The sequence below is a fragment of the Mucilaginibacter sp. PPCGB 2223 genome (assembly GCF_001705515.1).
Taxonomy (GTDB): domain Bacteria; phylum Bacteroidota; class Bacteroidia; order Sphingobacteriales; family Sphingobacteriaceae; genus Mucilaginibacter.
This window is the reverse complement of sequence record NZ_MDJS01000002.1, coordinates 145,925-170,426: the sequence shown is the minus strand read 5'-3', so window position 1 is coordinate 170,426 and position 24,502 is coordinate 145,925. Positions and strand designations below refer to the sequence as shown.

The following is a 24,502-nucleotide window of genomic DNA, read 5'->3' as shown; positions in this document are numbered from 1 at the left end:
ATTATTTAATTCGTTTTCGTATCTGCTGGCAATTTCACCCTATCGTCAAATGACGATATATCGTCATTTACGGGCGTTTCTCCGGAGGTATTATCCATCGGGAATTCGATTATGACAATCAGGCCGTTTTCGTTTCGCATATCCAGGCGGCCACCGAGTTGCCGGCACATACTTTTGATAAGCTTAATACCTAAGGATTGGCAGAGATTGATGCTGAATCCGGGTGGCATACCGGGGCCATTATCGGTAATGCCAAGTTTTAGATATTTCCCATTTACACAGCTCAATGCAACCTTGATATATCCACTACCATCGGCCGGAAAGGCATACTTAAGCGCATTGGTTATTGTCTCGTTCAGGATCAAACCAAGCGGGACGGCCCGTAAAACGTCAAGTTCTATATCATCTATCTTCAGTTTGATGCTGATCTGGTTGCCGATGTCAAAGCTTTGCTTCAGATACTGTATCAATTCCTGCGTGTATTCGCGCATATTGATAAGCGCCCGGCTTTCTGACTGGTAAAGCTTTTGGTGAATAAGAGATATGGAGTGCATACGGTACTGGCTTTGGCGAATGGCCTGCCCTGCACGCGGATCGTTTAAATAGGCCGACTGTGTATTGAGCAGGCTGATAACCACCTGCAGGTTGTTTTTAACCCGGTGGTGAATCTCTTTAATGAGTAACTCTTTCTCTTCGAGCAGCTCGTCTTTTTGGCCCGCCAAACACAGTAACGACTCGTTTTGCTTGTTGATCGCATCTTGTTGAGCCTGCAAACGAGAATTGGCCTGCAGTTTTAAGCAGTACTGCCAAAAGCTAAGCGCCAATAACAATGCTGAGGCAATAAGCAAACCAACTATTATTTTACGTATCAGCCGAGTTTGCCCAAGGTTTTTATTAACCAGGGTGTTTTGATTGGTAAGCAGGGTGATATTTTTTTCCTGCGATTTAATCGCCAGATCCTTTTTAGCTGTCTGGAACCGGGTTTGGAGCCGGCTGACTTGCCTTTTTCCGGCTATGTCGAGCATCGAGTCTTTCAACCGGACGTATCGTTTTAGATGCTTAAATGCCGACAGGTAATCTTTGCGGACGGAATCGGAATGGCTTTGTTTAAGTAACAGGCGCAGGCGGGCTGAATCGTTGCGTGCCGGCGCCTGCGCCGAGGCGATATATTGGCAAATAAGAAAAATAATAACTGCTAAAGGTAGTCTCATCGAACCGGGGCTTTACATAAAGCGGGCCAAAGCGCGTAAACCATGGGTCCTATCTCAAAAATGATGAGTATCAGGATAAAAAAGTGCGAAATCTACCCTCTTTCTAAAAAAGTACACATCTAAATATCGCTGAACTATTTGCGACAACGATATATCGTTGTCGCCGAAAAATACCCGCGCTGTTTACCCTATATCGTTGCCCGACGAGGGCACTTAACGATATAAAGCCATTTATTATCAACCTAAAACGATTAATTACTTCATTATCAAATAATTAAATAAATGGCTCAGAGCTTGCCATTAGTGGTTCATACCAAAATATAACGGACATGAGCACACTTCATCAACAAACAGCGCTGATCCAATCAAAAACTATCATTTTTATTACCGGGGCGTTTGTAAGCAATGATTGCTGGGACGAATGGAAACCCTACTTCGAACAGCAAGGCTATAAAACCTTAGCCCCTGCCTGGCCCTATAAGGATGCACCAGCCTGCAGCCTGCGCCAAAGGCACCCCGACACTGATATTGCGAGCCAACGACTGGCTAACTTGACCGCCTATTTTACCGCTATCGTAGCGGGTTTGCCCGAACGGCCCATTCTTATCGGTCATTCGATGGGTGGATTGATTACACAGTTAATCGTTCAAAAAGGGTTGGCTTCCGCAGGCATAGCCATCCATTCGTTACAACCACAGGGCATCTTTACATTCAAATTCTCATTTTACAAAGCCGGCTGGGGCGCTTTGGGCTTCTTTACCGATACGCGCAAAACCTACCTCATGTCATTCGCCAAATGGCAGTATGCCTTTACTAATGACATGCCGTACGACGAGCAAAAAGAGGCCTACTACAGTTTGCTGGTTCCCGAATCGAAACTACTGGTACGTGATGCTACAACGCCCGCAGCCAAAATAGACTTTAAAAGGCCCCATGCACCGTTATTATTCATTTCGGGCAGTGCAGACCATTTTATACCGGCATCGCTTAACTATAAAAACTTCAAAAAGTACTCGCACCATCAATCTGTAACCGATTATAAGGAGTTTGCCGGCCGCAACCATTTTGTACTCGGCCAGCCCGGCTGGCAGGAGCTCGCAGATTTTATTTTGAACTGGTTAACAAAAATCTAATCCTATAAAACTCATCAACATGAAAAACCTACACACATTAATCAAAGGTCTTTTGTTGCTGCTGCTCGCTATACCGGTAATAGCAATAAAGGCATCGGCACAGCAAAAAGCCGATCTGATCATCTACAATGGCAAAATTGCCACTATGGCCAAACCCGGCGAGTTTAAACAAGCTATAGCCATGCAAAATGGCCTGATCTTAGCCACCGGCAGCACACAGGCCATCTTAAAGCTGTATAAAAATAAAACTGCCAGGCTGGTAAACGCCGGTGGTAAAACAGTTGTGCCAGGCTTGAACGACAGCCACATGCACGCCATACGCGAAGGGCTCAATTTTAATATGGAACTGCGTTGGGACGGTGTAAAAACCCTGAAACGCGCCATGGAAATGCTGAAAGAGCAAGCCGCCAGAACGCCTCCCGGCGCCTGGGTTAAAGTAATAGGCGGCTGGAACGAGTACCAGTTTGCCGAGAAAAGACAGCCGACAATCGATGAAATAAATGCAGCCGTGCCCGATAAGCCTGTATATATTACTTATTTGTACGGTAAGGCTTTCCTTAACAAAAAAGGGATCGAGGTACTGGGTTATGATAAAAACACCGACTACCCCGGCAGCTTGATAGAATTGGATAAAGACGGTAAACCAACCGGCTTAATGTATGCCAAAGAAACGCCCATGGCCATATATCGTACGCTGGCGCTCACCGGTAAACTCACACCCGAAGAAAGGATCAACAGCTCGGAGCACTTTTACCGCGAGATCAATAGCTTTGGCATCACCAGCGTGGTGGATGCCGCCGGAGGCTCTCAGAATTACGATGCCGATTACCAGGCATCGTTAGCGTTGGCCAAAGCCGGTAAATTAACGGTACGCACGGCCTATTACTTATTTGCCCAGCAAAAAGGCAAAGAGTTTGAAGATTACGAAAAATGGATAGCGCAAACCTACCCCAATAAAAACGACCATATATTGATGGCAAACGGTTATGCCATGGAGGGCGCCGGCGAAAACCTGATAGCCAGCGGTGCCGATTTTGAAAACTTCCTGGAACCAAGGATCGTGCTTTCGCCAGGTATGGAGGCCGATCTGGAGCCGGTTATTCGCCTACTGGTGAAAAACCGCTGGCCGTTCCGCCTGCATGCTACCTACGGCGAATCGATAGACCGTATGCTGAACGTATTTGAAAAGGTAAATAAAGATACGCCATTTAACGGTCTGCGCTGGTTTTTTGACCACGCCGAAACCATTACCGACGCCGAGCTGGCCCGGGTTAAAGCACTTGGCGGTGGTATAGCGGTCCAGTTCAGGATGTATTACCAGGGCGAACTTTATACCAAAATGTACGGGCTTCCCCAAACACAACTGCCGCCCATTAAAAAAATGCTGGCGATGGGTATCCCGGTAGGCATGGGCACCGATGCGCCGAGGATATCGACCTATAACCCATGGATGGCGCTGCATTGGCTGCTTACCGGAAAAACCATCGGCGGGATGCAGTTTTGGCCCAAAGACCAGGTGCTGGATAAGTTTACCGCACTAAAACTATATACCTCGGGGAGTGCCTGGTTTTCGGGTGAGCAGGATGTTAAAGGCAAACTGGTTAAAGGCATGTATGCCGATATGGTTATCCTGTCGGACGATTATTTTACTGCCAGCACCGAAAAAATTAAACACATCACCTCTTTAATGACGGTGGTAAACGGAAAAGTGGTTTATGCCGCCGGCCCGTATGCTGCCCAGTGCCCGCCAATTGCAGATGTTATTCCGTCTTGGTCGCCTGTGAAATACTTTGGCGGTTATCAAAAATAAAATCATCAACCTGTATCAAAAATCTAAAAAAAATGAAAAAGCTAAATTTAAAGCAGGCCATTATTTGCCTGATATTATCGTGCTTGTGCCGTGTGGTGTTAGCCCAGGCGCCTATGCCGCCAACTATTCCGATCTGGGATGCCAACAAAGTAACGCTCGAACTGCATAAAGTTAGCAATGATATTTATGCAATTATCCCTGCGACTGCCGAAACAGAGACCAGTAAAGGCATCCCGCAAGCAACAACAGGCGGGTTTATAGTAGGCGAAAAAGGCGTGATACTGATAGAAGTAATGCTTACCAAACGTTTGTACGACCAGGAGATAAAACTGATACGTTCGGTAACCGATAAGCCCATCATTTTCGCGGTAAACACCAGCGACCATGGCGATCATTGCTTTAGTAACTACCTGCTGCCACCATCGACAAGCATTATTCAAAACGAATTTGCACGGGAAAACCTCTCGAAAAACTACGAAATCATCAAGAATTTTATGGTGGGGTTATTTGGTAGCGGCAGAGGGATCGAAAACACCGTTTTTCGCCCCGCGGACATTGTAATCCCCAAAAACAGCAACCTGAAAGTCGATATGGGCGGCGGTAAGGTTGTTGAGTTGCTAAACGTGGGGACAGCACAATCGCCGGCCGACCTGTTTGTGTGGATGCCAAATCAAAAGATATTTTGGGCCGGCAACCCTTTTATTGCCGAAAGTCCGGCTATCCCCTGGCTGTTCGACGGATACTTTTTAGAACCTGCAGCCAACCTGAAAAAGATGTACGACTTTTTACCCGACGATGCCATCGTCATACCGGGCCATGGCCGCATCACCAATAAAGCAGGTATTAAATATACTATTGACTATGTGGAAGAGCTAAAGAAAGAGGTACAAGCCGCGGTAGATAATGGATTTACCCTTGAACAAACCAAAGCAACCGTAACCATGAAAGATTATGATAAAGGCTATGTACTGTTCAACTGGCTGCATTATGGTTACAACCTGCCTAACGCTTACAAAGACATTAACGATAACAAGAAAAAATAATCAGTAAATACACTTAAAAACCAAAAAAATCATGAAATCAATAACAAAAATCAAACACTTTGCAGCTGCTCTGCTGCTTACAGTATTTGCTGGTAGCGTAATGGCCGCAGCACCCGCCAATCCGCCGGCAAATTTTAAACATCAATATGCAACAGTAAACGGCGTTAAATTGCATTATGTAATTGGCGGCAAGGGCGAGCCTTTACTCCTGGTACATGGCTTTGGCCAAAACTGGTATATGTGGAACAGGTTACTGCCCGAGCTATCCAAACACTTTACCGTAATAGCGCCCGATATGCGCGGTGTAGGCGAATCGGGCAAACCGGCGGGAGGCTATGATAAAAAGAACATGGCTGTTGATATGCACGAACTGATGCAGAAACTGGGCTACAAACATATTAACCTGGCAGGGCACGATATCGGGCTAATGGTGGCTTATGCTTATGCCGCGCAATTTCCGGCCGATGTAAAGAAATTAGCTTTGATGGATGCTTTGCTGCCGGGTATCGAGCCTGTTTGGAGCCAGGTTAAATCGCAGGCATGGTGGTTCGGCTTTTTTGCGCAACCGCATTCGGGCGAGATTGTTTCGGGCAAGGTTGGTTTGTTTTTTACCGACTTCTGGCCGACGGTGGGCTTTCAAAAAAATGCTTTTACCAAAGCCGAGGTGGCCGAATTTATCAGGGCCTATTCCGTTCCTGGTGCTACTACCGGCGCTTTCCATTGGTTTGGCGAGTTTAACCAGGATGCTAAAGACAATATTGAATTTGCCAAACATAAACTACCAATGCCGTTGCTGACCGTAGGCTCGGATCATTTTTCGGGTTCGTTCCTGGCGGCGCATGCCAGGCTGGTTGCTGTTAACGTGCAAGAATCCATCATTAAAGATTCGGGCCATTGGGTGGTGCAGGAGCAAACTGCCCAGGTGCAAAAAGCATTGCTGGGATTTTTTCTGCAATGATTAAATTATACTATGGGAGACGACTTTTTTGCGTGTCCCGTAGTATTTGCTATTCGTGATTTGATATCGTGCGGCAATACGGGCAATTGAGTAATTATCGCTAATTTAGCATAACCAAGCACCTCTGCTGCATGAAAAACGCCAGGATATGGCTTATCACTATCGTTATTATTTTAGCCCGGTATCCTGCAGCCGGCCAGGCGCTTACGCCAACTGTGCATAACCCGTACACGGTGAAAGCCATGCTTCGGAACAACCCATCGGATAGCTTAAGGGTCGACCTGATCCAGCAACTTGGTTCATTCCAGCTCCTGAAACCCGGCGGCGAAAAGATCAACCTCGACAGCGGGCTCAACTATTACCTTTATGCACTTAAACTTTGCGATTCGCTAAAACTGCGCATCAATAACAGGTACGAGGCCATGTTACGCGTAGGCGAGGCCTATTTCAGGTTAAAGAACTTTGAGGTGGGCAAGCGTTATTTCAACTCAGTTGTCAAAGCTTACCAGTTGGCCGGCGACAAAAAACGCGAAGCCCGCACCTGGTTGCGGTTTGCCATAAAATTAAAAATGGGCAATGGGGCGAGGCCGGAGATCATCGGGTGCCTAAACAAGGCGCTTGCGCTTTACCGGCAATTGGGCGATGTTGGGAAACAGGCAGAAGCATTGATGGAAAAGGGCATTGTTTACCGCCTGCGCATCAAACTCGACAGCGCCGAGACAAACTTGCTCGCGTCCCTGAAGCTTTATATAACTACCCGCTCGCCCGAACTTACCCGCTTATATTTCCAGTTATCGCTGGTTTACCGTAATACCGGCGATCTCAGCAAGGCCTTAGCTTATATATTAAAGACCCTTGATGATGCAAAAATGCGGGGCGATACACTGAAATACCTGCAGCAGTCTGAATATTATGGGCAACTGGGTTATGTATACGCCGACCTGAACAACCCCGAGGCCAGTTTGAAGAGCTATCGCAAATCGATACAACTCTCAACAACGAATAATGTCAATCACATCACATCTGATATCACTTATTTACACCTGAATGAATTGATGCGCGAATCACTCGTTATTAACCAGGGAAAACAGGCCCTGGCCGAGATTCAGCAGGTTATTAACGAGTACCCGCCGGTCGACAGTATCCAAAGAGGGCACCAGGCAGAAATAATGGGCTTATATTATAATGATCTTAAACAGTTTGATAAAGCGGAAGCATATTTTAAAAAGATGGTAAAATATTACCACAGCGAGGTCATTGACGAGTCGTGGGGGAATAAAATACTGGCTTCATTTTACATCGCACAAAAAAAATACAAGCCGGCCAGGACTTATCTTGATAAAGAATTTAGGAACATTGATACCCGTAGCCAGGCATATTTGAATGCTGTTGAAGATGAGATGTTTTATTATAAGATCGATTCGGCCAAGGGCAACTTTGTTTCCGCACTTGAACATTTCAGAAAATTTAAACAGAAAAACGACTCTGCCTTCGGAGTAGCCAAAAGCAAAGAAATTGCGGAGGTAGAGGCCCGGTACGAAACCAGTAAAAAGGAAGCAGCGATCACATCGTTACAAAAAGATCGACAGTTGCTTACAAAACAGGTTACACAGGCCACCTACATCAGGAACCTGACCATCGGTGGTGTTGTGTTGCTGATAGCTTTTATTGCCGTACTGTATAATAGCTATCGTTTTAAGCAGCGCAAAAATGATAAGTTAAACGAACTGCTGCAAGAAAAAGACAACCTGCTGGTAGAGAAAGAATGGTTGTTACGGGAGATCCACCACCGCGTTAAAAACAACCTGCAGATTGTTATAGGCCTGCTACAACGCCAGTTATCATATACCGACAATCATGTTGCGCTTTCGGCTATTCAAAATAGCGAAAACAGGATGCATTCCATCGCGCTCATTCATCAGAAACTCTACCAGTCGGATATTTTAGACCTGATCGGTATGCCCGAATATGTTAACGATTTGGTGCAACACCTGAAAGACAGTTTCGATTTGGGCAGCCGGATAAATTTCGAGAAGCATGTAGATGAGGTATCCCTTGATGTATCTCAGGCGGTACCGCTTGGCTTGATCCTGAATGAGGCGATAACCAACGCTATTAAATATGCATATCCCGAACAGCAACCGGGCACTATCTTGATTTATTTGACCATGAAATCACCCGAAGAGGTTACGCTTCTTATCAAAGATAACGGCATCGGTTTACCAAAAGGGTTTAACCTGGAAAAGATAGACTCGATGGGGATGAACCTGATGAGGGGCCTGAGCAAGCAATTATGCGGCAGTTTCGACATTGCCAGCGACAATGGCGTGAGCATTGCGATAAGTTTTAAAACAGAATCGTTTACAACTACCCAAACGGTATAAGCAGCATTGTCTTAATGGGTCTTCTTTACTCGTCGTTTTTGTGAGCGGCATTGCAACGCCATGCCATTAATCTCTTGCATTATAGCCAACTGCATTTTACCAATGACCAGAGGCTATGGTATGTCGTTACCGCCATCGCCAAATAACGGTATTTCGAAATCTTCCTGAATATCGTGCAAACACTCGCCATTTTTTGAGATAACGTAAGTCATTAATATTTAGATCATTGTAAATAATTGACTTACAGTAGTTTAAATAATTGGCTTGTTAATAGCATATGTACTGGCATAACAGTAAAACTATACGCATCATGAACAACTTGGAAACCGCCACTAAAAACAACAACAGGTTACATCGGCTCCGGGGCCGTTTGTTCGGCGCATACCTGTATGCTATTCAAATTTTCCACATTCTGTATAACTAAAAATCAAAAACAATTATGAAAAACTCAATCAAAATCGCGGCCCTTTTAGTAGCTATTATGGGCAGCAGCTTAGCCTCAAAAGCTCAAAGCAACAAAACCGGTAACGCAAATGGTGTAATTTTAAATGTAGCTGCTGAGTCGGGCATCTCTTTGGGCGATGCCCGGGATTTGCACAAATGGGGCCTGGGCGGTTCAATCGGTATTGATATCCCGGTAGCCAACCAGCTTTTTGCAACGGCCAATGCCGGTTATCAAAACAACTTCGGGATCAAAAATGTGGCAGGCACCGGCTTAACTGCTACCAACGATCATTTATTGCCGGTTAAGGCCGGGCTTAAATACTTCCCTGTGAGTATTCTGTATATCCAGGGTGAAGCTGGAGCTATTTTCTCACTGAATAAAGATGACGCCGGCTATGCCAAAAACACCGCATTTTTGTACACCCCGACAATAGGCGTACAACTGCCTTTAAGCCGCAGCAGCTACCTGGATGCAGGTATTCAATACAAAGGCTCAACCAAATTTAATAATTACGATAACAGCAGAGAAAATATGCTGGGCCTGCACGTTGCCTACGCTTTTTCTGTTAAATAAATCTTTCAATAATCTTTTAGGGCCATGGAGTGATCCATGGCTTTTTTGCGTCAAAGCAAAAAAAGCAGCCCCTGTATACAGAAACTGCGTTATCGGTGGTCCCGACGAGACTTAAATACAACCTTTAAATACCTGTTTCTGACTCTTTGAGCTTCAAATAAGTTTAAAACGCCCCATGCGAACTCATAAGAATTTTACCTATTTAGCTCCCCTATCAAGCCCGTGCGGTTTTAGATCAACGCAATGACGATTGGGGGAAAATGTCTGTGTCAAAGTACTCACAGTATTTATACACGTCGCAAATAAAAACGCCATCCTTTGTAAGATGGCGTCAATATTATTAGGCGAGTAGCTTTTACACCGCATCCGATAATGACGAAAAGGTAAAATCCCTGATCCGCATTGGCGGTATAATGGCGCTCGAATTACTTTCAGCGCTAACGGTACGCTCGGGTATGCCTAAAGCATCCAGGTTGTTGAGCATAATTACCGGGCTTTCGTTAAACCTGAAGTTTTTGATCGGAAACTTGATCTCGCCGTTTTCTATATAAAAAGTACCATCGCGGGTTAAGCCGGTGTATAGCAAAGTTTGAGGGTCAACTTCGCGGATGTACCACAAACGGGTTACCAGTATGCCTTTTTCTGTTCCTTTTATCAGCTCGGCTAATGTTTGCGTACCTCCTTCCATAATCACGCCACCCGGAAAAGGTACAGGCTCAGTGCCTTTTTTTGCCGCCCAATAGCGTGAGCAGCTTAGCGTTTTTACAACGCCTTTTTCTATCCAGGTGCGTTTGATCTGCGGTTGGCCATCGCCGTTCCAGGTAAATGTAGGTAATAACGGGTGTCGTGGGTCAGAATATATAGTTACCCGTTCATCCACAATCTTTTCGCCAAGTTTGGTGCCGCCATCTTTTTTGCTTAAAAAGCTGCGGCCTTCATCGGCGCTGCGTTGGTCAAGGCTACCGTACAGGTTCTCGAGTAATACAACGCCTGCTGCAGGCTCTAATATCACGGTATATTTACCCGGCTCGAGCGCCTTTGCCCCGTTTGATCCGGTAGCCTTCTGGGCAGCTATTTTTGTAAATTTCAGAGTATCCATATCGGCCAGCGCTTCATAATCGCGGGTAGCATAGCCCGATCCTTTGCCATCCTCGGTTTTCAGGGTGGCCGAAAAATTAATATCGCTGAATTTGGTATAGGCAAACAAGCCGCGCGAGTTTAGCACGCTGCTAAAGCCCGTGGTATTTTGCAAAAAACCCGCCGCGGTAAGTTTATTCTCCTTGGCTACCTGCAGGCTCGCTGCAACAAGGTCGGTGCGTTGTTTTGGTGTGATATCTGCCGTGCTTTGTTCAAATGTTTTGGAGGGCGGGCCAAATTCCTGCGGACCCATCATTGGCATATACTCCGGGTTTTCGGGCGCCAGGTGTGCCAGTTCTTCGGCATCGCGTACAGCTTTTTCTAACGAGGCGTCGTCAAATTCATTTACGGTGGTAATACCCAGCCTTTTACCGAATGCCGACGAGATTGACATGCTGATCTGGTCGATATTCCCGCTGGTTGATACCGAATTACGTGCATACCGTATGTTGCCCGACTCGGAACCATTAAGCCCAATCGCGCATTCGTCGGCTTTTGAAAAGTTAAGCGCCCTTTGCATTAAAGAGCGTGCTTCGTTTTCACTTAATATTGCCATGTTTATTTAGATCTTTCTTGCTGTGTTAATTACGTTAACTCCTTTAAAATGCGCGGTAGATGAGCCGTGCGATACCGCGCTTACCTGCCCGGGTTGTCCTTTTCCGTCAAAGAAAGAACCGCCTAAACGGTAATCGCTCTTATCGGCCACAGCCGCGCACGAGTTCCAGAACTCCTGCGTATTGGCCTGGTAAGCCACATCGTTCAACATCCCAACTATCTTACCGTCTTTAATTTCATAATAAAGCTGTCCGCTGAACTGGAAATTATAACGCTGCTGATCGATAGAGAACGAGCTGTCGCCGATGATGTAAATGCCTTTTTCTACATTTTTGATCATATCGGCAGGTACCAGCGGCGCTTTACCCGGCTGCAGCGATACGTTAGGCATGCGCTGAAACTGTACATCGCTCCAGTTATCGGCATAACAGCAACCCTGCGAGGCATTTAAACCCAGGATATGCGCCTGGTCGCGGATGGTTTGGTAATTAACCAGGATACCATCTTTGATCAGGTCCCACTGTCCGCATTTCACGCCCTCATCATCATAACCCACTGCGCCCAGCGAGCCGGGCTGCAGTTTATCGGCAACAATATTTACGTTCTTGCTTCCAAAATTAAATTTGCCGCTTTTCCATTTATCTAAGGTCAAAAAGCTGGTACCGGCATAATTGGCCTCATAACCTAACACACGGTCAAGCTCGGTAGGGTGGCCAACACTTTCGTGGATGGTTAACCACAGGTGCGATGGATCAAGTATCAGATCGTATTTACCTGCTTCTACCGATTTGGCCGCCATTTTTTGACCAACCTGCACAGCGCCAACTGTGGCATCTTCCAGCATATCGTACCTGTCGCGGTACAAGGTGGTTGGCGCGCCTTTTATTTTATCGGTTTCGCGGGGGATGAGGTATTCGTAGCCCATGCCGCGCGGTGCGCTCAGCGCATTGCGATTTGCAAACTTGCCGGTTTTAGGGTCGATCTTAGTGATGGTAAACGTAGGCCAGATCCGGTGGATATCCTGATCGATATACGACCCATCCGACGAAGCAAAATATTTTTGCTCGTTAACCAAGAACATATTCGAGCTGATGTAATTTGCGCCGTTCTTCATAGCAGCAGCATTAACGGCCAGCAACAGGTCGGTTTTTTCTTTTATCGGTACCTCAAAGGCATTCCGTTCTATCGGCGCTTTCCAGCTTACTTCGCCATAGCCTTTTTGCGGCGCCAGTATTACCGGCTCGCTTTGTATGCGTGCGTTTTCTTTAGCAATGGCTACGGCAATACCGGCAGCTTTGGCAATGCTGTCGTTATCCAGTTTATCGAGGGCGGCAAAGCCCCAGCAGCCGTTCGCCACAACGCGTATACCCATACCGTACGATTGCGTGTTGACCACGTTCTGCACTTTGTCTTCGCGCGTAATGACAAACTGGTTAAGGTACCGGCCTATGCGCACATCGGTATAGGTTGCACCTTTTGATCGTGCGGCGTTTAAAGCCACATCGGCCATTCGCTTTTTTAATACAGGGTCTATCCGCTCCAGGGCGACCTGCGCATCAATTGGCGATCCGAATACCGGTATCCGCGAAAGCATTGAAGCCCCTACACCCATGCCGGTGAGGTAAAGGAAGTTTCTTCTTTTCAAGGTGATAAAATTTTTTGTTTCCTAAATATAGCGATTTACCAATACTCCTTACATATTGTACATAAATATTTAAAGAAAATATAATATTCCCCCCTTTTGGGGGGATGGTATTGAACGACAAAACACTGTTGATGGCAGTGGTCTTTTAACAGATTCGTGTTCATTGCTTTTTTCTCAACAAAAAATCCGAAAACATGGGTATTTATGGGTATTTTTTTAGTAATTATCGGCGCTCAATTATCAAATTTGCAATGATTTTGCATCATGTATCTTCACCTTGTCATTGCGTGGGGGAACAACGAAGCAATCTCTAAAGACAAGCAACTTTACACGTATTGCGCAGACCTTTCTCAGGGATTGCTTCTCCCGATATGCATCGGGAGAAGCAATTACATATTATAAAAAGCAGGGGGGAAATTGTAAGAAATTTTCGCCACTATTTAGCTTTCCACTTCGCGCTTCAAGCTTTCATTTACCTTAAATATACGCATTTGGGGGCATAAATGCAATATGTTTTTTCTCACTTAAAATCAAACCCCTGCCTTTAAAGGAGAGTTTTTTAAATAGTCTCGCCACGCTTCTACGATAACTTTGAAATCTTTAGTAGGCAATGTAAAATCCGGGGGAATACTATTATCAGCTTCATAATCGTCTAAGTCTATATATATCCTCGTGGTTGAAACATCCGTAATTAGTATTTGCAAACTTTGGGTATAGGTATCATAAATTGGTATATCATTGTTCAGCACAGCATTAATACCAAATAGCAATCTGTTAACTTCACTTAGCCTGTAGTGATCTCCGATCAATTGTGACATTGTAGTATTAATTGAGGAAATTCGATTAAGCTTTGGAAAATCTACCGAAGAGCTAAAATTAACTTTGTAAAGATCTAAAATCTCATTCATTTCCTGTCTTTATCAGTGTCCATTATCTAAGTTACTCAAATCCCATCCAAACCCAAAAAAGCCACCCGCTCCCGGATGGCTTTAATTATTCGATCAAGCAACATTCAATCACTCAATCATTCAAAAATCAATCATTAAACTACACCGCGTCGGATAACGACGAGAACGTAAAGTCCCGCACCTTCATCGGCGGTATCATATAGCTCCGGTATGATTCTACGCTGATGCTGCGCTCAGGTTTGCCCAAAGCCTCTAGGTTGTTGAGCATAATTACCGGGCTCTCGTTAAAGCGGAAGTTTTTTACCGGGAACTTGATCTCGCCGTTCTCAATATAAAAAGTCCCGTCGCGGGTAAGCCCGGTTAACAGCAACACCTGCGGATCGACCATGCGGATGTACCACAGGCGCGATACCAGGATGCCTTTTTCGGTACTTTTGATCATTTCTTCCAGCGAAGTGTTACCGCCCATCATAATAATATTTTCAGGTCCGGCTTGCGGTGCAACGCCTTTCTTTTTGGCATAGTAGCGGTTATAGCTCAGGGTTTTTACAACACCTTTATCAATCCACACGGTTTTTTCGCGCGGGAGGCCGTCGCGGCCCCAGGTTGAGGCCGGCAGATCGGGATCGAACGGATCGGAGTAGATGGTTACCTTCTCATCCATCAGTTGCTCGCCTAAACGGGTGCCGCCGCCTTTTTTACTTAAAAAGCTACGGCCTTCATCGGCGCTGCGGGCATCGAAGCGGAACATGTTTTCCAACAGATAAGTTGCAGCAACCGGCTCCAGTATCACGGTATATTTTCCGGGCTCAAGGGCGCGTGCACCAATTGATGCATTGGCTTTCATGGTGGCTATGCGTGTCGCCGATTCGGTATCCAGTTTGCTCACATCGGTAAAACCGCGGGCCGCGTAGCCCGAAGCTGTACCGGCATCGTTACGGGTGGTTACCGAGAAGATCACATTGGTACCCTTGTTATAGGCAAAAAAACCTTTCGAGTTCATTACCGCGCTAAAGGTGGTGCTGTTCTCTAAAAAGCCTGCGGCGCTTAAACCTGCCTTTTTGGTCACATCCAAACTTTTGGCTACCAGGTCGGCCCGGGTATCCGGCGTCATGGCGGCTGTTTTTGGGTTATAGGTTATGGCTTCCTTAAAAGTTGCAGGGCCGGGCATTTCTTCGCGCTCCGGGTTTTCGGGTGCGAGCTGTGCCAGTTCTTCCGAGCGGCGTACAACGCGCTCTAAAGCCGCGTCATCAAACTCATCGATATTGGCGCTGGCGCTTTTTTTGCCGTAGGCCGATGTAACCGATAAACCTGTTGTACTGATATCGCCGGCTGTCGAAACGGCGTTTAAAGCATAGCGTATATTGCCGCCCTCGCTGCCAAATAAACTTGCTTCGCACTCGTCGGCTTTTGAATAACTAAGCACTTTCTTTAATAAAGCCTGTGCTTCTTCTTTACTTAATATAGGCATACAATTATCCGATCTTTCGTTTAGTATTAATAACATTAACTCCGTTAAAACGCGCGGTCGACGAACCATGCGATACCGCGCTCGATTGACTGGGCTGGCCCTTGCCATCGTTGAACGATCCGCCAAGGCGATAATCCTTCTCGTCGCAAACCGCCACGCACGAGTTCCAGAACTCCTGGGTATTGGCCTGGTAAGCTACATCGTTTAACATCCCAACAATTTTACCATCCTTAATTTCGTAGAACATTTGCCCGCCGAACTGGAAGTTATAGCGCTGCTGATCGATAGAGAACGAACCATCGCCAATGATATAGATACCTTTCTTAACGTTTTTGATCATCTCGTCGACACTCAACGGGGTTTTACCCGGCTGCAGCGATACGTTAGGCATGCGCTGGAATTGTACATCGCTCCAGCTTTGCGCGTAGCAGCAGCCCTGCGAAGCATTTAAGCCAATGATGTGCGCCTGATCGCGGATGGCCTGGTAGTTTACCAAAACGCCATCTTTAATAATATCCCACTTACCGCATTTCACGCCTTCGTCATCATAACCAACAGCGCCCAATGAGCCATATTGCAGCTTATCGCCAACAATATTGACATGCTCGCTGCCGAAATGGAAGTTTTTCGATTTCCATTTGTCTAAAGTTAAAAAGCTGGTACCTGCAAAATTGGCTTCATAGCCCAACACCCGGTCGAGCTCGGTAGGGTGGCCAACACTTTCGTGGATAGTTAACCACAGGTGCGATGGATCGAGAACCAGGTCGTACTTACCCGGCTCTACCGATTTAGCCATCACCTTTTCGCTCGCTACCCGCGACATTTGTTTAATGTCTTCGAGCAGGTCGTAACGGTTTTTATAACGCGTAACCACACCGGTCACCTTTTCAGCATCAGAGGGTGTTAAATACTCATACCCCAAACCTTTTGGCGAGCTTGAACCACGGATGGTTTCAAAAACACCCAGTTCACGGTCGACCTTACTGATGGTAAAGTTTGGATAGATGCGGTGGATATCCTGGTCGATGTACGAACCATCGGTCGAGGCAAAATATTTTTGCTCGTTAATCGCGAATATGGATGAGTTAACAAAGCTTGCGCCTGCTGCAGTAGCAATGCCATTGGCATTCAGCAACAGGTCCACTTTTTCTTTAATTGGCACCTCGAAGGCGTTCTTTTCGATAGGCGTTTTCCAGCTTACTTCGCCATAGCCTTTTTGCGGTGCAAGCTCAACGGGTTTGCCACCTATTTTGGCATTGGCTTTAGCCACGGCTACCGCTTTGGCGGCAGTAGCGGCCATGCCTTCCTTGGTCATCAGGTTGGTGGCGGCAAAACCCCAGCAGCCATTGGCTATCACGCGGATACCCACGCCATACGATTCGCCGCTACCAATATTCTGCACACGGTTTTCGCGGGTGATGATGGCCTGGTTAAAGTAGCGGCCTATGCGCACATCGGCATAGCTTGCACCTTTGGCTTTAGCGGTGTTTAGGGCGGCATCGGCCAGCTCTTTTTTAATTTTTACGTCCACGTACTCTAACGCGGCGGCCTGGTCGACCGGGTTACCAAGCGATGGCAAACCGGGCAGCATTAAAGCTGTTGCACCAATGCCCGATAAATAAAGAAAATCTCTTCTTTTCAAAGTTTCATCCTCCTTTGTTTTTTTTATGTTAGTTTTTAGCGTTTTTGACGATTATCTTACCGAAAACTTTGCCTCGGCCCATAAGTACGTACACGCGGCGAGCAAAAGCAGGTAAAACCAAATTTTGGGTATTTGTCTACTAATTTGATGTACTTTTTGTCCTGCGTTGGTGTAATTTAACAAATTTTCTTTCGCGTACCGATTTGTAACAAAAATCTTGCGGCAGTTTTTCACCGTTTGCCAATCATTGTCGCCAAAAACATAAATATCGCCTGCACTGCCGGTAGTATTGCCCACATTTTGCCAACCTGTTTTGCTGCTCCAAACACCCCCCGACCATAAAAAAGGTACCGCGTCGCTTTGCGCGAATGCTGGCTTTACTCCCGCAATAGTTACAGAATCGGGCTGCGATGCGCTTAAAACTTCAACATTAATTTGTTGGTTAAAACCGGCCAGTTCATTTAAAACAATTAGCGACCTTGAAACCGAAACCTGCCGGGCCACCTTACCGATCAATAGCGACCAGTAAGCCGTATAATCCTGCTCATCACCGGCGAGCATCCAATTGTAGGTATTATTTAAAGTACTAAAGATTACCTTCCCAGCACCAGCCATCCCCGCGCTTATCAGCGACCTGTTTTTAATATCACTTGCCAAAACCTGCGTACCTTGTTTGTATACGATGTTCACCGGATCGAGCCTGAGCGCTTGTGTTGGCTGGGTTTGCCCCGATAAAACCAAGGTTGATGAATTTTGGGTTTGCCCCGATGTGCGATATACCGGGAAACTGCTTTGAAACCACGAATCGTTTTTGCCGGTGCTATCTGCTCTGACGATCAATCCCAAACCTTTTTGGGTTACCTGCTGCTTTAACGCTGCCGACTCGCCCGAGTTTAGATTCTGTAAGGCCAGCTGATCGCCCACTACTACATCAAAGTTTTGCAGCGTAGTTGCCGATAATCCCGTTAAGGCAATTTGTGGCGCGTTAATAGCCTCGGTGCTGTATTTATCTTTACTGATAGTGGTACGCACGTGCACGGCATAACCGTTCGCGCTAAGCCAGTTCTTTAAAAAGCGGTTTTCAAAATCAGGTGATGAGGCTAATATCAAAACCTTTAGCGGCTTAACCGGGCCGATATGCAAAGGCAAGCTTTCGTTCTCCAAAGTATCCTGTCCGCTTTTCACGATCAGGCGATAAACTATATTGCCGGCAGTTTTGGGCGTAGTGTGCAATTCAAAATCGCCGCTTGTTTTTACAGCGACGGAATCCAAAGTCACATTCAGTCCTTTTAAGATCACCAGGTAGTTCTTGTTTTCCGGATCATTAAATCTGCCCTGAACTTTTAAAACTTCGCCAGCTTTTAAATTGTGGTTCCAGCCGATAGAACTGATGCCTGTTGGCTGTGGCGCAGGATGAAAAGCAACCGGCATCCCACTCAAAACTTTCATTTCTTCTTCATCCAAACCATAACCTAATATGTGTAGCCCGGTTATGCCAGGATGATCTGCCCTGACTTCGGCCAGGTTATTTAATAAAACAGCGGTAGGATATTCCTTTTTTATTGGCGATGACGTGGTAAAAACAGGCACGTAAAGGTATTTTTTTAAACTATCGGCATTAAAACCATCGGTTAACAACACAGCTTCATGCTTGTCCGAAACCGTTTGCCCGGTTTGACAAGTAAGAGGTATAGCGATACAGGCCAACGCCGCAACAGCAATAGCTACTGCGATAATGCGTAAAACCAGGTTGGCCTTACTAACCCTTCGCACCTCCTTCCAAACCGAAATGGAAAGCAACACCAAGCAAACTATCGTTACTATGCTATTCCAGGTCATTTGTTCAGGTTTTTATAGTACTGCTGCGACAGGCCCATATCCGGTTGTGTTGATGCAGTGCCTGGCAATTGTTTAGCGGATTGTAATGTTTGCTGAATGACTTTCTCCACTAAGCCGATATCGGGCAGTTGTGCCTGCTTTGGCACCGCCAAAATACGGTGCATCGCACTAACCGAAGCCAGGTATATCCCCGGCTGGGCTGCTGCTTTAGTACTTAACTCCTGCGCGGCCAATTGCAGGGTATGAAACGAGGTGGAATTAATTTCAGTACCTGTTTTTAACAGTTCCAATACCGCTACCGAATTTTTCAGGGTAATAAGCTGGCTTTCGGCAGGCTTGATAGTATAATGCACATCGGGCTCGATGATCTTTTTCAACTCGCCGCTCAACCGTTTTTCCATTTTTAATGGCGGTGGTTTAAACGCCGACTTAGCCACATAAGCCCGTGATTTTTGCTGCAGATCTTTCAGTAATCGTAATGCCTTGTATGCAAACGGCAAAGCATCCTGTGGTTTATACAGGCGCAGGCGCAGTTCGGCATTCCACATTTCGGTCAAGGTAGCCTTAAGTTGCTCTTTTTGATTGGGCTCAAAAAATCCGGCATCTTCGGCATTGTCGTGCTTATCGGTATACGCATCCATGATCTTGTTGATATTGCTGAAGTCGGCAGGGTTGCTCAGCTGGTCGTTGCCGCCTGCGGCCCCAATATCCGATTCCGATTCTTCACCCAAAAACTTGCCGTAGCGTAAGCGCAATAGTTTCTGATCGGTACCCAGATCGTTACTGCGGTTTTTAAAGACCTCAGTGCTGATGGTATCTTTCTCTTTCAGCAAACGTTCAGCATCAAGAATGATCTGCCGTTCGCTTCTAAAAAACTCAGGCTTAAAATCAACTCCGTTAACCATACCGTTCATGCTGAATAACGCGGCTGTATCCTGTATCGAAACCGTGTAAGCATCAGTACGGCTTTGCTGGTTGTGGTTATCGGTAGCCTGGATAAAAAAGTAGAGCTCATCGCCGGGCTCCATGCCCAGCTTTTTTAGGTCTATGAATTTTTTAAGGTCATATTTTGCATTGCGCCCGGCAAACGATTGGTCGAACGGAATTTTATACTCTTTAAATTTAACCGCTTCGCCGGTGCCTTTCGCTACGGTAGCCATTATAAGGCCATTGCTGATGCCGTAATCATCCGTCAGCTGTGTGCTGATATTCACCTGTGGCTTTTCGCCCCCATCAATAAAAGTATAAGGCTTGGGTGTGAGGATGCGGATAACGGGCGGGTTATCTTTGATCACTTCGACCTGGTACAGATCAGATAATTTGCCATCGATGCTCACCTGGTAAAAACCCGGCTTGTTAATGCTTTTTTCAGCAGTAAAATTGGTGTGATCCTTATCGGGTACTAAGCGGATCTGATCAGTCTCATTAAAAATTAAACTCAATTGCTTTACAGCGATATTGGTTTCGATGTTCCATTTAACCGTACTGCCTTCTTCCACGTTTAATGTAAAGCGGTTTTGTTCGCGCTTAGCGCGATTGGTATATGCCGGCGGGATAATTTCCAGTTTTTGTGAGGCTATTTGCGGCAATACCTTTTCGGGAATCTGCTTTGCAGTATCTGCAGCCGAATGATTTGATAAAGCAGATGACCCTGAATGCAGTATTCCGCTTTTAGCGATGGCGAAGCTTACTGCCAGCATCAACACCAAAAATAAAGCAGCTCGGCGCAGATGTTTAGTAAATTGTTTGGGTGTATCGTTTAATTGTTGTAAAGCAGTTTCTACTTTGGCAAGCTGTAGTTTTTCGAGCAGGTTTAATTCACCGGAAGGTTTGAGCACCAGTCCGCAGCTTTCTTCCAGTTGAGGGTGATACAGGTTGAGCAAAGCAGCAACTTTGGCCCGGGTAATTTTCCATGGCCTTGTAAAGGAGAGCAGCACCAGTAAGCTCATCGCGAAAAGCGCCACAGCCCATCCCAATCCTAAAACAGCAAAACCTAAAGCCCCAATCGCTAACGCAATCAAAACATTGGCCACGACTTCATAAGCTACCCAACGGCTGCGTAATGTATCAAGCTGCTCTATTCCCTGCCTTTTATCCATTGGTAAGTGTTGGTTTTTTGTGCGACAGGAAACGTTCGGATATAAACAGTACGATCAAAACCAGCCAAACGTAATGCGACAGATCGGTATCCTCTGCTATCGCCGCAAGAGTTTGCTGACCGGAACTTGCATATACAGGCATTAATTGCTGTGCGCTTATTATTCGCCTGTCATATTTCAGGCTTTGCGCCGATGGCTGATCGTTAGCCATTAAATTCAGCAACATCCTCGGAAAATTATCGTTCCAAACCAGATCGCTCCAGGATGGGTTAAAGCGGCTGTAGAAACGATACAGCGTAAGGTTTTTATCTTTTTCGGCACTTAAAACGGTGTGGCCGTAGCCATCGCGCCAAACCGGGCCTGCACTGCTTTTGGGCGACTGGATCAATTTATAGGAAGGTACCTGTGCGTTGTAATTGCCCACTTCAAAACCGTTTCCTGCACTCAGCCACGAAGCCGTGTTTTGTTCTTTGCCGCTTTGATAAATAAACAGGTTCGAAGCCATATCGGGCGCGGCTTTATCTACCGGTTTATTGGCCAGCCAGAACAGCCAATCATATTTTTGTTTAACCTGCATTACGTTGTTGTAATATACAAGTTGAACCTTATGCGGAATAAATGTCGATATCGCTTTTAACGCCGCGTTTAAATACGCTGCATCAACCTGACTGTTATCGGCAACTATGGCGATGCGAAAAACAGCCGTATCGGCTATAACAGTTTGCTGCGGTTTGCTTTTAAGCGATACGCCCGCGCCGTTATTATTGATAGCCGTGTTAAACAAGGCGTTGCTTTGACCCGGTTGCAAGGTGTACCAGGCATAGGATGTGCCTTGCGGGTTACTGCTGCCTTTAACCACCTTTATATTATTATCGGCAGCAAACCAGGCTTTCTCCACCCATTCGCTCACCGAATCAGCAGGGGTGTAGGTTTGCCAGTGCAGGTTGGCGGCTACGGTAGGTTTACTTCCCGCGAAATGGCTGAGCAAATTGTCGGTAAACAAATATAAGGGTAGGTTGGCCGGTTTTTTAGTATTCAGCCGCGCAAGAATATTCCAATAGTTGGTGATAATAGTATCTGTTACCCTGGTAGTGTCTTTAACTATATCTAATATATTAGCCTTCGTAAACGCGGCATCAAAATAGTGAAATTCGTAACCAGCGTTGGTTAGGGAATCTACCGGCTTTTTAAACTTCGCGTAAGTTTCTTTAAAAGTTTCTTTGGGTATCATCACCCAGCCTTTTATTTTACTGTTATTTGCCCTATGTCTTAAAAATGGCTGCGCTAGCAAACCTGCCAGTACTATTAAGATCAGGCAGCGCAGGATGAGCAATAAAATATCCTGCAACCTGAAACTGCGGCTGCTTTGCTGCGACGCCTCACCCATGAGCGAAATGCTGCCCACCTTTAATATCTTACCCGACCGGATATTCCACAGGTGGATAGCCAACGGTATCAATACCGCGGCAATCGCTGTGAACCATATGGGCGCTAAAAATTGCATTTTTTAGCGGTGAATGGAGAGTGGTAAATGGTGGGTCGTCTTCATATTTTTTGTCTTGCTTCCTGCCTCTTGCTTCATGCTTCTGGCTCTATATTCCTTTATTACGTTGTACCAAAAATTCGCGTAAAGCTTCGTCTAAAGGGTTGGCGGTACTTAACATTTTATATACGATATGTTTGCCCAGTAATTGCATGCGCAGATCCGACAGGTGTTGCTCCAATGTCTGCTGGTATTGCTTTTTTGCCTGCGTGTTTATGGGGATGGTTTGCCTGGTTTCCAGGTCCTCGAGAGTGGTGTATCCTTTAAAGTCGAAGTCCAGTTCGTTCTGGCCCATTAAATGGAAAACGATCACCTCGTGTTTAAGAGCAGCCAAAGTATCCAGCAGTTTGGTGAGCTCTTCACCGGCCTGGTACATATCGGTAATAAAGATTAGCAGTTCCTTGCGCCCGGTACCGGCAAACAGCTCCTTGTAATGCATGGGTTTGGTAAACGTACCGCCGGGTTGTATTTGCTGCAATTGGTAAAACAAGCGCTGCAAATGTTGCGGATCCTGCTTTGATGGCAGCGAGAACAAACTGCCATCCTGAAAAACATTTAAAGCAATAGCATCCCCCTGCAGGTTGGCCAGGTAAGCCAGCGAGGCAGTTAAAAAACGCGCGTAATCGATCTTTTTAACCCCATCGTCCTCATGGTTGATGGAGGCGCTGGCGTCTACCAAAAAACGCACGGAGATACTGGTTTCGATCTCCGATTCGCGGATGTAGTACCGGTCGCTGCGGGCAAACATGCGCCAGTCGAGCCAGCGCAGATCATCGCCCGGCTGGTAGCTGCGGTACTGGCTAAACTCTAAACCAGGCCCTTTTACCGTACTTTTATTATAGCCATTCATAAAGCCGTCAATAACCGTTTTCGCCACGAGGGGCAAATCTTTAATGGTCATTAAAACTTTAGGGTCCAACATAGTTTCGGATTGTTATTTCGGATGTTCGATTTTTCACTATTGTATGTTTTCAGCGGTGCTCAAGAGGGCTACGCCGTTTCGGATTTATTTTTATCTGCCAACGTCGCAATACGCATATCGCAATACGCTATACTCAGACTTAAACCCTCGGTCGTTCAACAACTTTGAGCAATTCGGCAGTTACTTTGTCTGATGTGATTCCTTCTGCTTCGGCTTTAAAATTGGTTAAAATGCGGTGTCTCAACACGGGTACGGCCATGGCGTGGATGTCTTCCATCAAAACCGAATATCTGCCTTTGAGCAGCGCCCGTGCTTTGGCGGTTAATATTAGCGCCTGCCCTGCGCGCGGGCCCGCTCCCCAGCGTACCCACTCTTTAATATACGGTACGGTTGTGGTATCCGGCCGCGTAGCGCGGATAATGCTGCTCACGTACCTTATCAGATCTTCGTTTATCGTTACCTGCCTTACCAGTGCCTGTGCCTGCTGTATTTCGGCGGCGTTAATAATGGCTTTAACATCGACTTTTTTTGTACCGGTGGTGCGGTTCAATACTTCAAACTCTTCGGCCTCGGTTGGGTAGCCAATTTTGATAAGCAATAAAAATCTATCCAATTGCGCTTCTGGCAACGGGTAGGTTCCGGCTTGCTCTATCGGGTTTTGGGTGGCGAGGATAAAGAATGGTTTATCCAGCGGATAGGTTTGTCCGCCGTAGGTTACCTCAAACTCCTGCATGGCTTCCAGCAGCGCCGACTGTGTTTTGGGCGGCGTACGGTTGATCTCATCCGCCAGGATAATATTCGCGAAAAGCGGGCCTTTGTTAAATTTAAAAAAACGCTTACCGGTAACATGGTCTTCTTCCAATATCTCGGTGCCTACAATATCGGTCGGCATCAGGTCGGGCGTAAATTGGATGCGCCTGAAGGATAGCTCCAGGGCTTGCGACATGGTTTTTACGATGAGCGTTTTTGCCAGCCCGGGTACCCCTTCCAGCAGGCAATGCCCGCCGGCCAAAAATGCCACCAGCAATTCGTCGAGTATTTCGTCTTGCCCAACTATGACCTTTTGTATCTCTGCTTTTAAAGTTGGCAGCTTTGCCAATAGTGTTTTTATATCCGCTTCGGTGAGTTGTGCCTGCGCCATTAGTTTATTTTGAAGTAGTTAACTTTAAGGACACAATATATAG

17 protein-coding genes are annotated in these 24,502 nt (G+C 46.2%); 6 read left to right on the top strand and 11 right to left on the bottom strand.

The features are described 5' to 3' along the window. Positions 1-5 precede the first annotated feature (5 nt). Positions 6-1,211 (bottom strand): sensor histidine kinase, encoded by a 1,206-nt coding sequence (locus BEL04_RS11530; protein ID WP_066003911.1) that lies wholly within the window; start codon positions 1,209-1,211, stop codon positions 6-8. A gap of 329 nt (positions 1,212-1,540) precedes the next feature. On the opposite strand from BEL04_RS11530, the gene BEL04_RS11525 reads away from it, so the two are divergent. The 6 genes from BEL04_RS11525 to BEL04_RS11500 all read left to right on the top strand — a co-directional run bounded on the left by BEL04_RS11525 (position 1,541) and on the right by BEL04_RS11500 (position 9,557). Next, complete coding sequence (locus BEL04_RS11525) at positions 1,541-2,344, top strand: alpha/beta hydrolase (protein ID WP_066003908.1); 804 nt, start codon at positions 1,541-1,543, stop codon at positions 2,342-2,344. Positions 2,345-2,363: 19 nt separating this feature from the next. After that, a complete protein-coding gene (locus BEL04_RS11520) occupies positions 2,364-4,154 on the top strand; it encodes an amidohydrolase (protein WP_066003906.1) in 1,791 nt (596 codons plus the stop codon). Positions 4,155-4,186: 32 nt separating this feature from the next. Further along, positions 4,187-5,197, top strand: a complete 1,011-nt coding sequence (locus BEL04_RS11515) for an MBL fold metallo-hydrolase (RefSeq protein WP_083227891.1) — start codon at positions 4,187-4,189, stop codon at positions 5,195-5,197. Between the two features lie 31 nt (positions 5,198-5,228). Further along, on the top strand, positions 5,229-6,155 hold the full coding sequence (locus BEL04_RS11510; protein ID WP_066003901.1) for an alpha/beta fold hydrolase: 927 nt from the start codon (positions 5,229-5,231) through the stop codon (positions 6,153-6,155). A 131-nt stretch (positions 6,156-6,286) separates the two neighbouring features. Further along, entirely contained in the window at positions 6,287-8,539 is a 2,253-nt protein-coding gene (locus tag BEL04_RS11505) for a histidine kinase dimerization/phosphoacceptor domain -containing protein (protein ID WP_066003899.1), read from the top strand. Positions 8,540-8,978: 439 nt separating this feature from the next. Then, positions 8,979-9,557, top strand: coding sequence for an outer membrane beta-barrel protein (locus tag BEL04_RS11500; RefSeq protein WP_066003897.1), 579 nt, complete (start codon positions 8,979-8,981; stop codon positions 9,555-9,557). Positions 9,558-9,912: 355 nt separating this feature from the next. Here BEL04_RS11500 and BEL04_RS11495 read toward each other — a convergent pair whose 3' ends face one another. The 10 genes from BEL04_RS11495 to BEL04_RS11450 all read right to left on the bottom strand — a co-directional run bounded on the left by BEL04_RS11495 (position 9,913) and on the right by BEL04_RS11450 (position 24,459). Next, on the bottom strand, positions 9,913-11,250 hold the full coding sequence (locus BEL04_RS11495) for a TldD/PmbA family protein (protein ID WP_066003892.1): 1,338 nt from the start codon (positions 11,248-11,250) through the stop codon (positions 9,913-9,915). A 6-nt stretch (positions 11,251-11,256) separates the two neighbouring features. Next, the gene (locus BEL04_RS11490; protein WP_066003890.1) at positions 11,257-12,894 is read right to left on the bottom strand and encodes a TldD/PmbA family protein; all 1,638 of its coding nucleotides are present in this window, start codon (positions 12,892-12,894) and stop codon (positions 11,257-11,259) included. A 530-nt stretch (positions 12,895-13,424) separates the two neighbouring features. Then, the gene (locus BEL04_RS11485; RefSeq protein WP_066003888.1) at positions 13,425-13,802 is read right to left on the bottom strand and encodes a hypothetical protein; all 378 of its coding nucleotides are present in this window, start codon (positions 13,800-13,802) and stop codon (positions 13,425-13,427) included. 139 nt (positions 13,803-13,941) lie between these two features. After that, positions 13,942-15,273, bottom strand: a complete 1,332-nt coding sequence (locus tag BEL04_RS11480) for a TldD/PmbA family protein (RefSeq protein WP_066005199.1) — start codon at positions 15,271-15,273, stop codon at positions 13,942-13,944. A 4-nt stretch (positions 15,274-15,277) separates the two neighbouring features. Next, entirely contained in the window at positions 15,278-16,915 is a 1,638-nt protein-coding gene (locus BEL04_RS11475) for a TldD/PmbA family protein (RefSeq protein ID WP_066003886.1), read from the bottom strand. A 51-nt stretch (positions 16,916-16,966) separates the two neighbouring features. Next, a complete protein-coding gene (locus BEL04_RS11470; RefSeq protein WP_139113015.1) occupies positions 16,967-18,754 on the bottom strand; it encodes a hypothetical protein in 1,788 nt (595 codons plus the stop codon). Then, entirely contained in the window at positions 18,751-20,853 is a 2,103-nt protein-coding gene (locus BEL04_RS11465) for a DUF4175 family protein (RefSeq protein ID WP_066003881.1), read from the bottom strand. Before BEL04_RS11465 ends, BEL04_RS11470 begins: the two co-directional genes overlap by 4 nt. Further along, positions 20,846-22,357: a BatA domain-containing protein gene (locus BEL04_RS11460; RefSeq protein WP_066003879.1), complete on the bottom strand. Its 1,512-nt coding sequence runs from the start codon at positions 22,355-22,357 to the stop codon at positions 20,846-20,848. Before BEL04_RS11460 ends, BEL04_RS11465 begins: the two co-directional genes overlap by 8 nt. An 88-nt stretch (positions 22,358-22,445) precedes the next feature. Continuing rightward, a complete protein-coding gene (locus tag BEL04_RS11455; RefSeq protein ID WP_254659564.1) occupies positions 22,446-23,318 on the bottom strand; it encodes a DUF58 domain-containing protein in 873 nt (290 codons plus the stop codon). Between the two features lie 139 nt (positions 23,319-23,457). Beyond that, on the bottom strand, positions 23,458-24,459 hold the full coding sequence (locus tag BEL04_RS11450) for a MoxR family ATPase (protein WP_066003877.1): 1,002 nt from the start codon (positions 24,457-24,459) through the stop codon (positions 23,458-23,460). Positions 24,460-24,502 lie beyond the last annotated feature (43 nt).

Excerpts from the sequence above, each read along its gene's own strand:
- BEL04_RS11530 (WP_066003911.1), bottom strand. The coding sequence starts at position 1,211 with ATGAGACTACCTTTAGCAGTTATTATTTTTCTTATTTGCCAATATATC.
- BEL04_RS11525 (WP_066003908.1), top strand. The coding sequence starts at position 1,541 with ATGAGCACACTTCATCAACAAACAGCGCTGATCCAATCAAAAACTATC.
- BEL04_RS11520 (WP_066003906.1), top strand. The coding sequence starts at position 2,364 with ATGAAAAACCTACACACATTAATCAAAGGTCTTTTGTTGCTGCTGCTC.
- BEL04_RS11515 (WP_083227891.1), top strand. The coding sequence starts at position 4,187 with ATGAAAAAGCTAAATTTAAAGCAGGCCATTATTTGCCTGATATTATCG.
- BEL04_RS11510 (WP_066003901.1), top strand. The coding sequence starts at position 5,229 with ATGAAATCAATAACAAAAATCAAACACTTTGCAGCTGCTCTGCTGCTT.
- BEL04_RS11505 (WP_066003899.1), top strand. The coding sequence starts at position 6,287 with ATGAAAAACGCCAGGATATGGCTTATCACTATCGTTATTATTTTAGCC.
- BEL04_RS11500 (WP_066003897.1), top strand. The coding sequence starts at position 8,979 with ATGAAAAACTCAATCAAAATCGCGGCCCTTTTAGTAGCTATTATGGGC.
- BEL04_RS11495 (WP_066003892.1), bottom strand. The coding sequence starts at position 11,250 with ATGGCAATATTAAGTGAAAACGAAGCACGCTCTTTAATGCAAAGGGCG.
- BEL04_RS11485 (WP_066003888.1), bottom strand. The coding sequence starts at position 13,802 with ATGAATGAGATTTTAGATCTTTACAAAGTTAATTTTAGCTCTTCGGTA.
- BEL04_RS11480 (WP_066005199.1), bottom strand. The coding sequence starts at position 15,273 with ATGCCTATATTAAGTAAAGAAGAAGCACAGGCTTTATTAAAGAAAGTG.
- BEL04_RS11470 (WP_139113015.1), bottom strand. The coding sequence starts at position 18,754 with ATGACCTGGAATAGCATAGTAACGATAGTTTGCTTGGTGTTGCTTTCC.
- BEL04_RS11465 (WP_066003881.1), bottom strand. The coding sequence starts at position 20,853 with ATGGATAAAAGGCAGGGAATAGAGCAGCTTGATACATTACGCAGCCGT.
- BEL04_RS11460 (WP_066003879.1), bottom strand. The coding sequence starts at position 22,357 with ATGCAATTTTTAGCGCCCATATGGTTCACAGCGATTGCCGCGGTATTG.
- BEL04_RS11455 (WP_254659564.1), bottom strand. The coding sequence starts at position 23,318 with ATGTTGGACCCTAAAGTTTTAATGACCATTAAAGATTTGCCCCTCGTG.
- BEL04_RS11450 (WP_066003877.1), bottom strand. The coding sequence starts at position 24,459 with ATGGCGCAGGCACAACTCACCGAAGCGGATATAAAAACACTATTGGCA.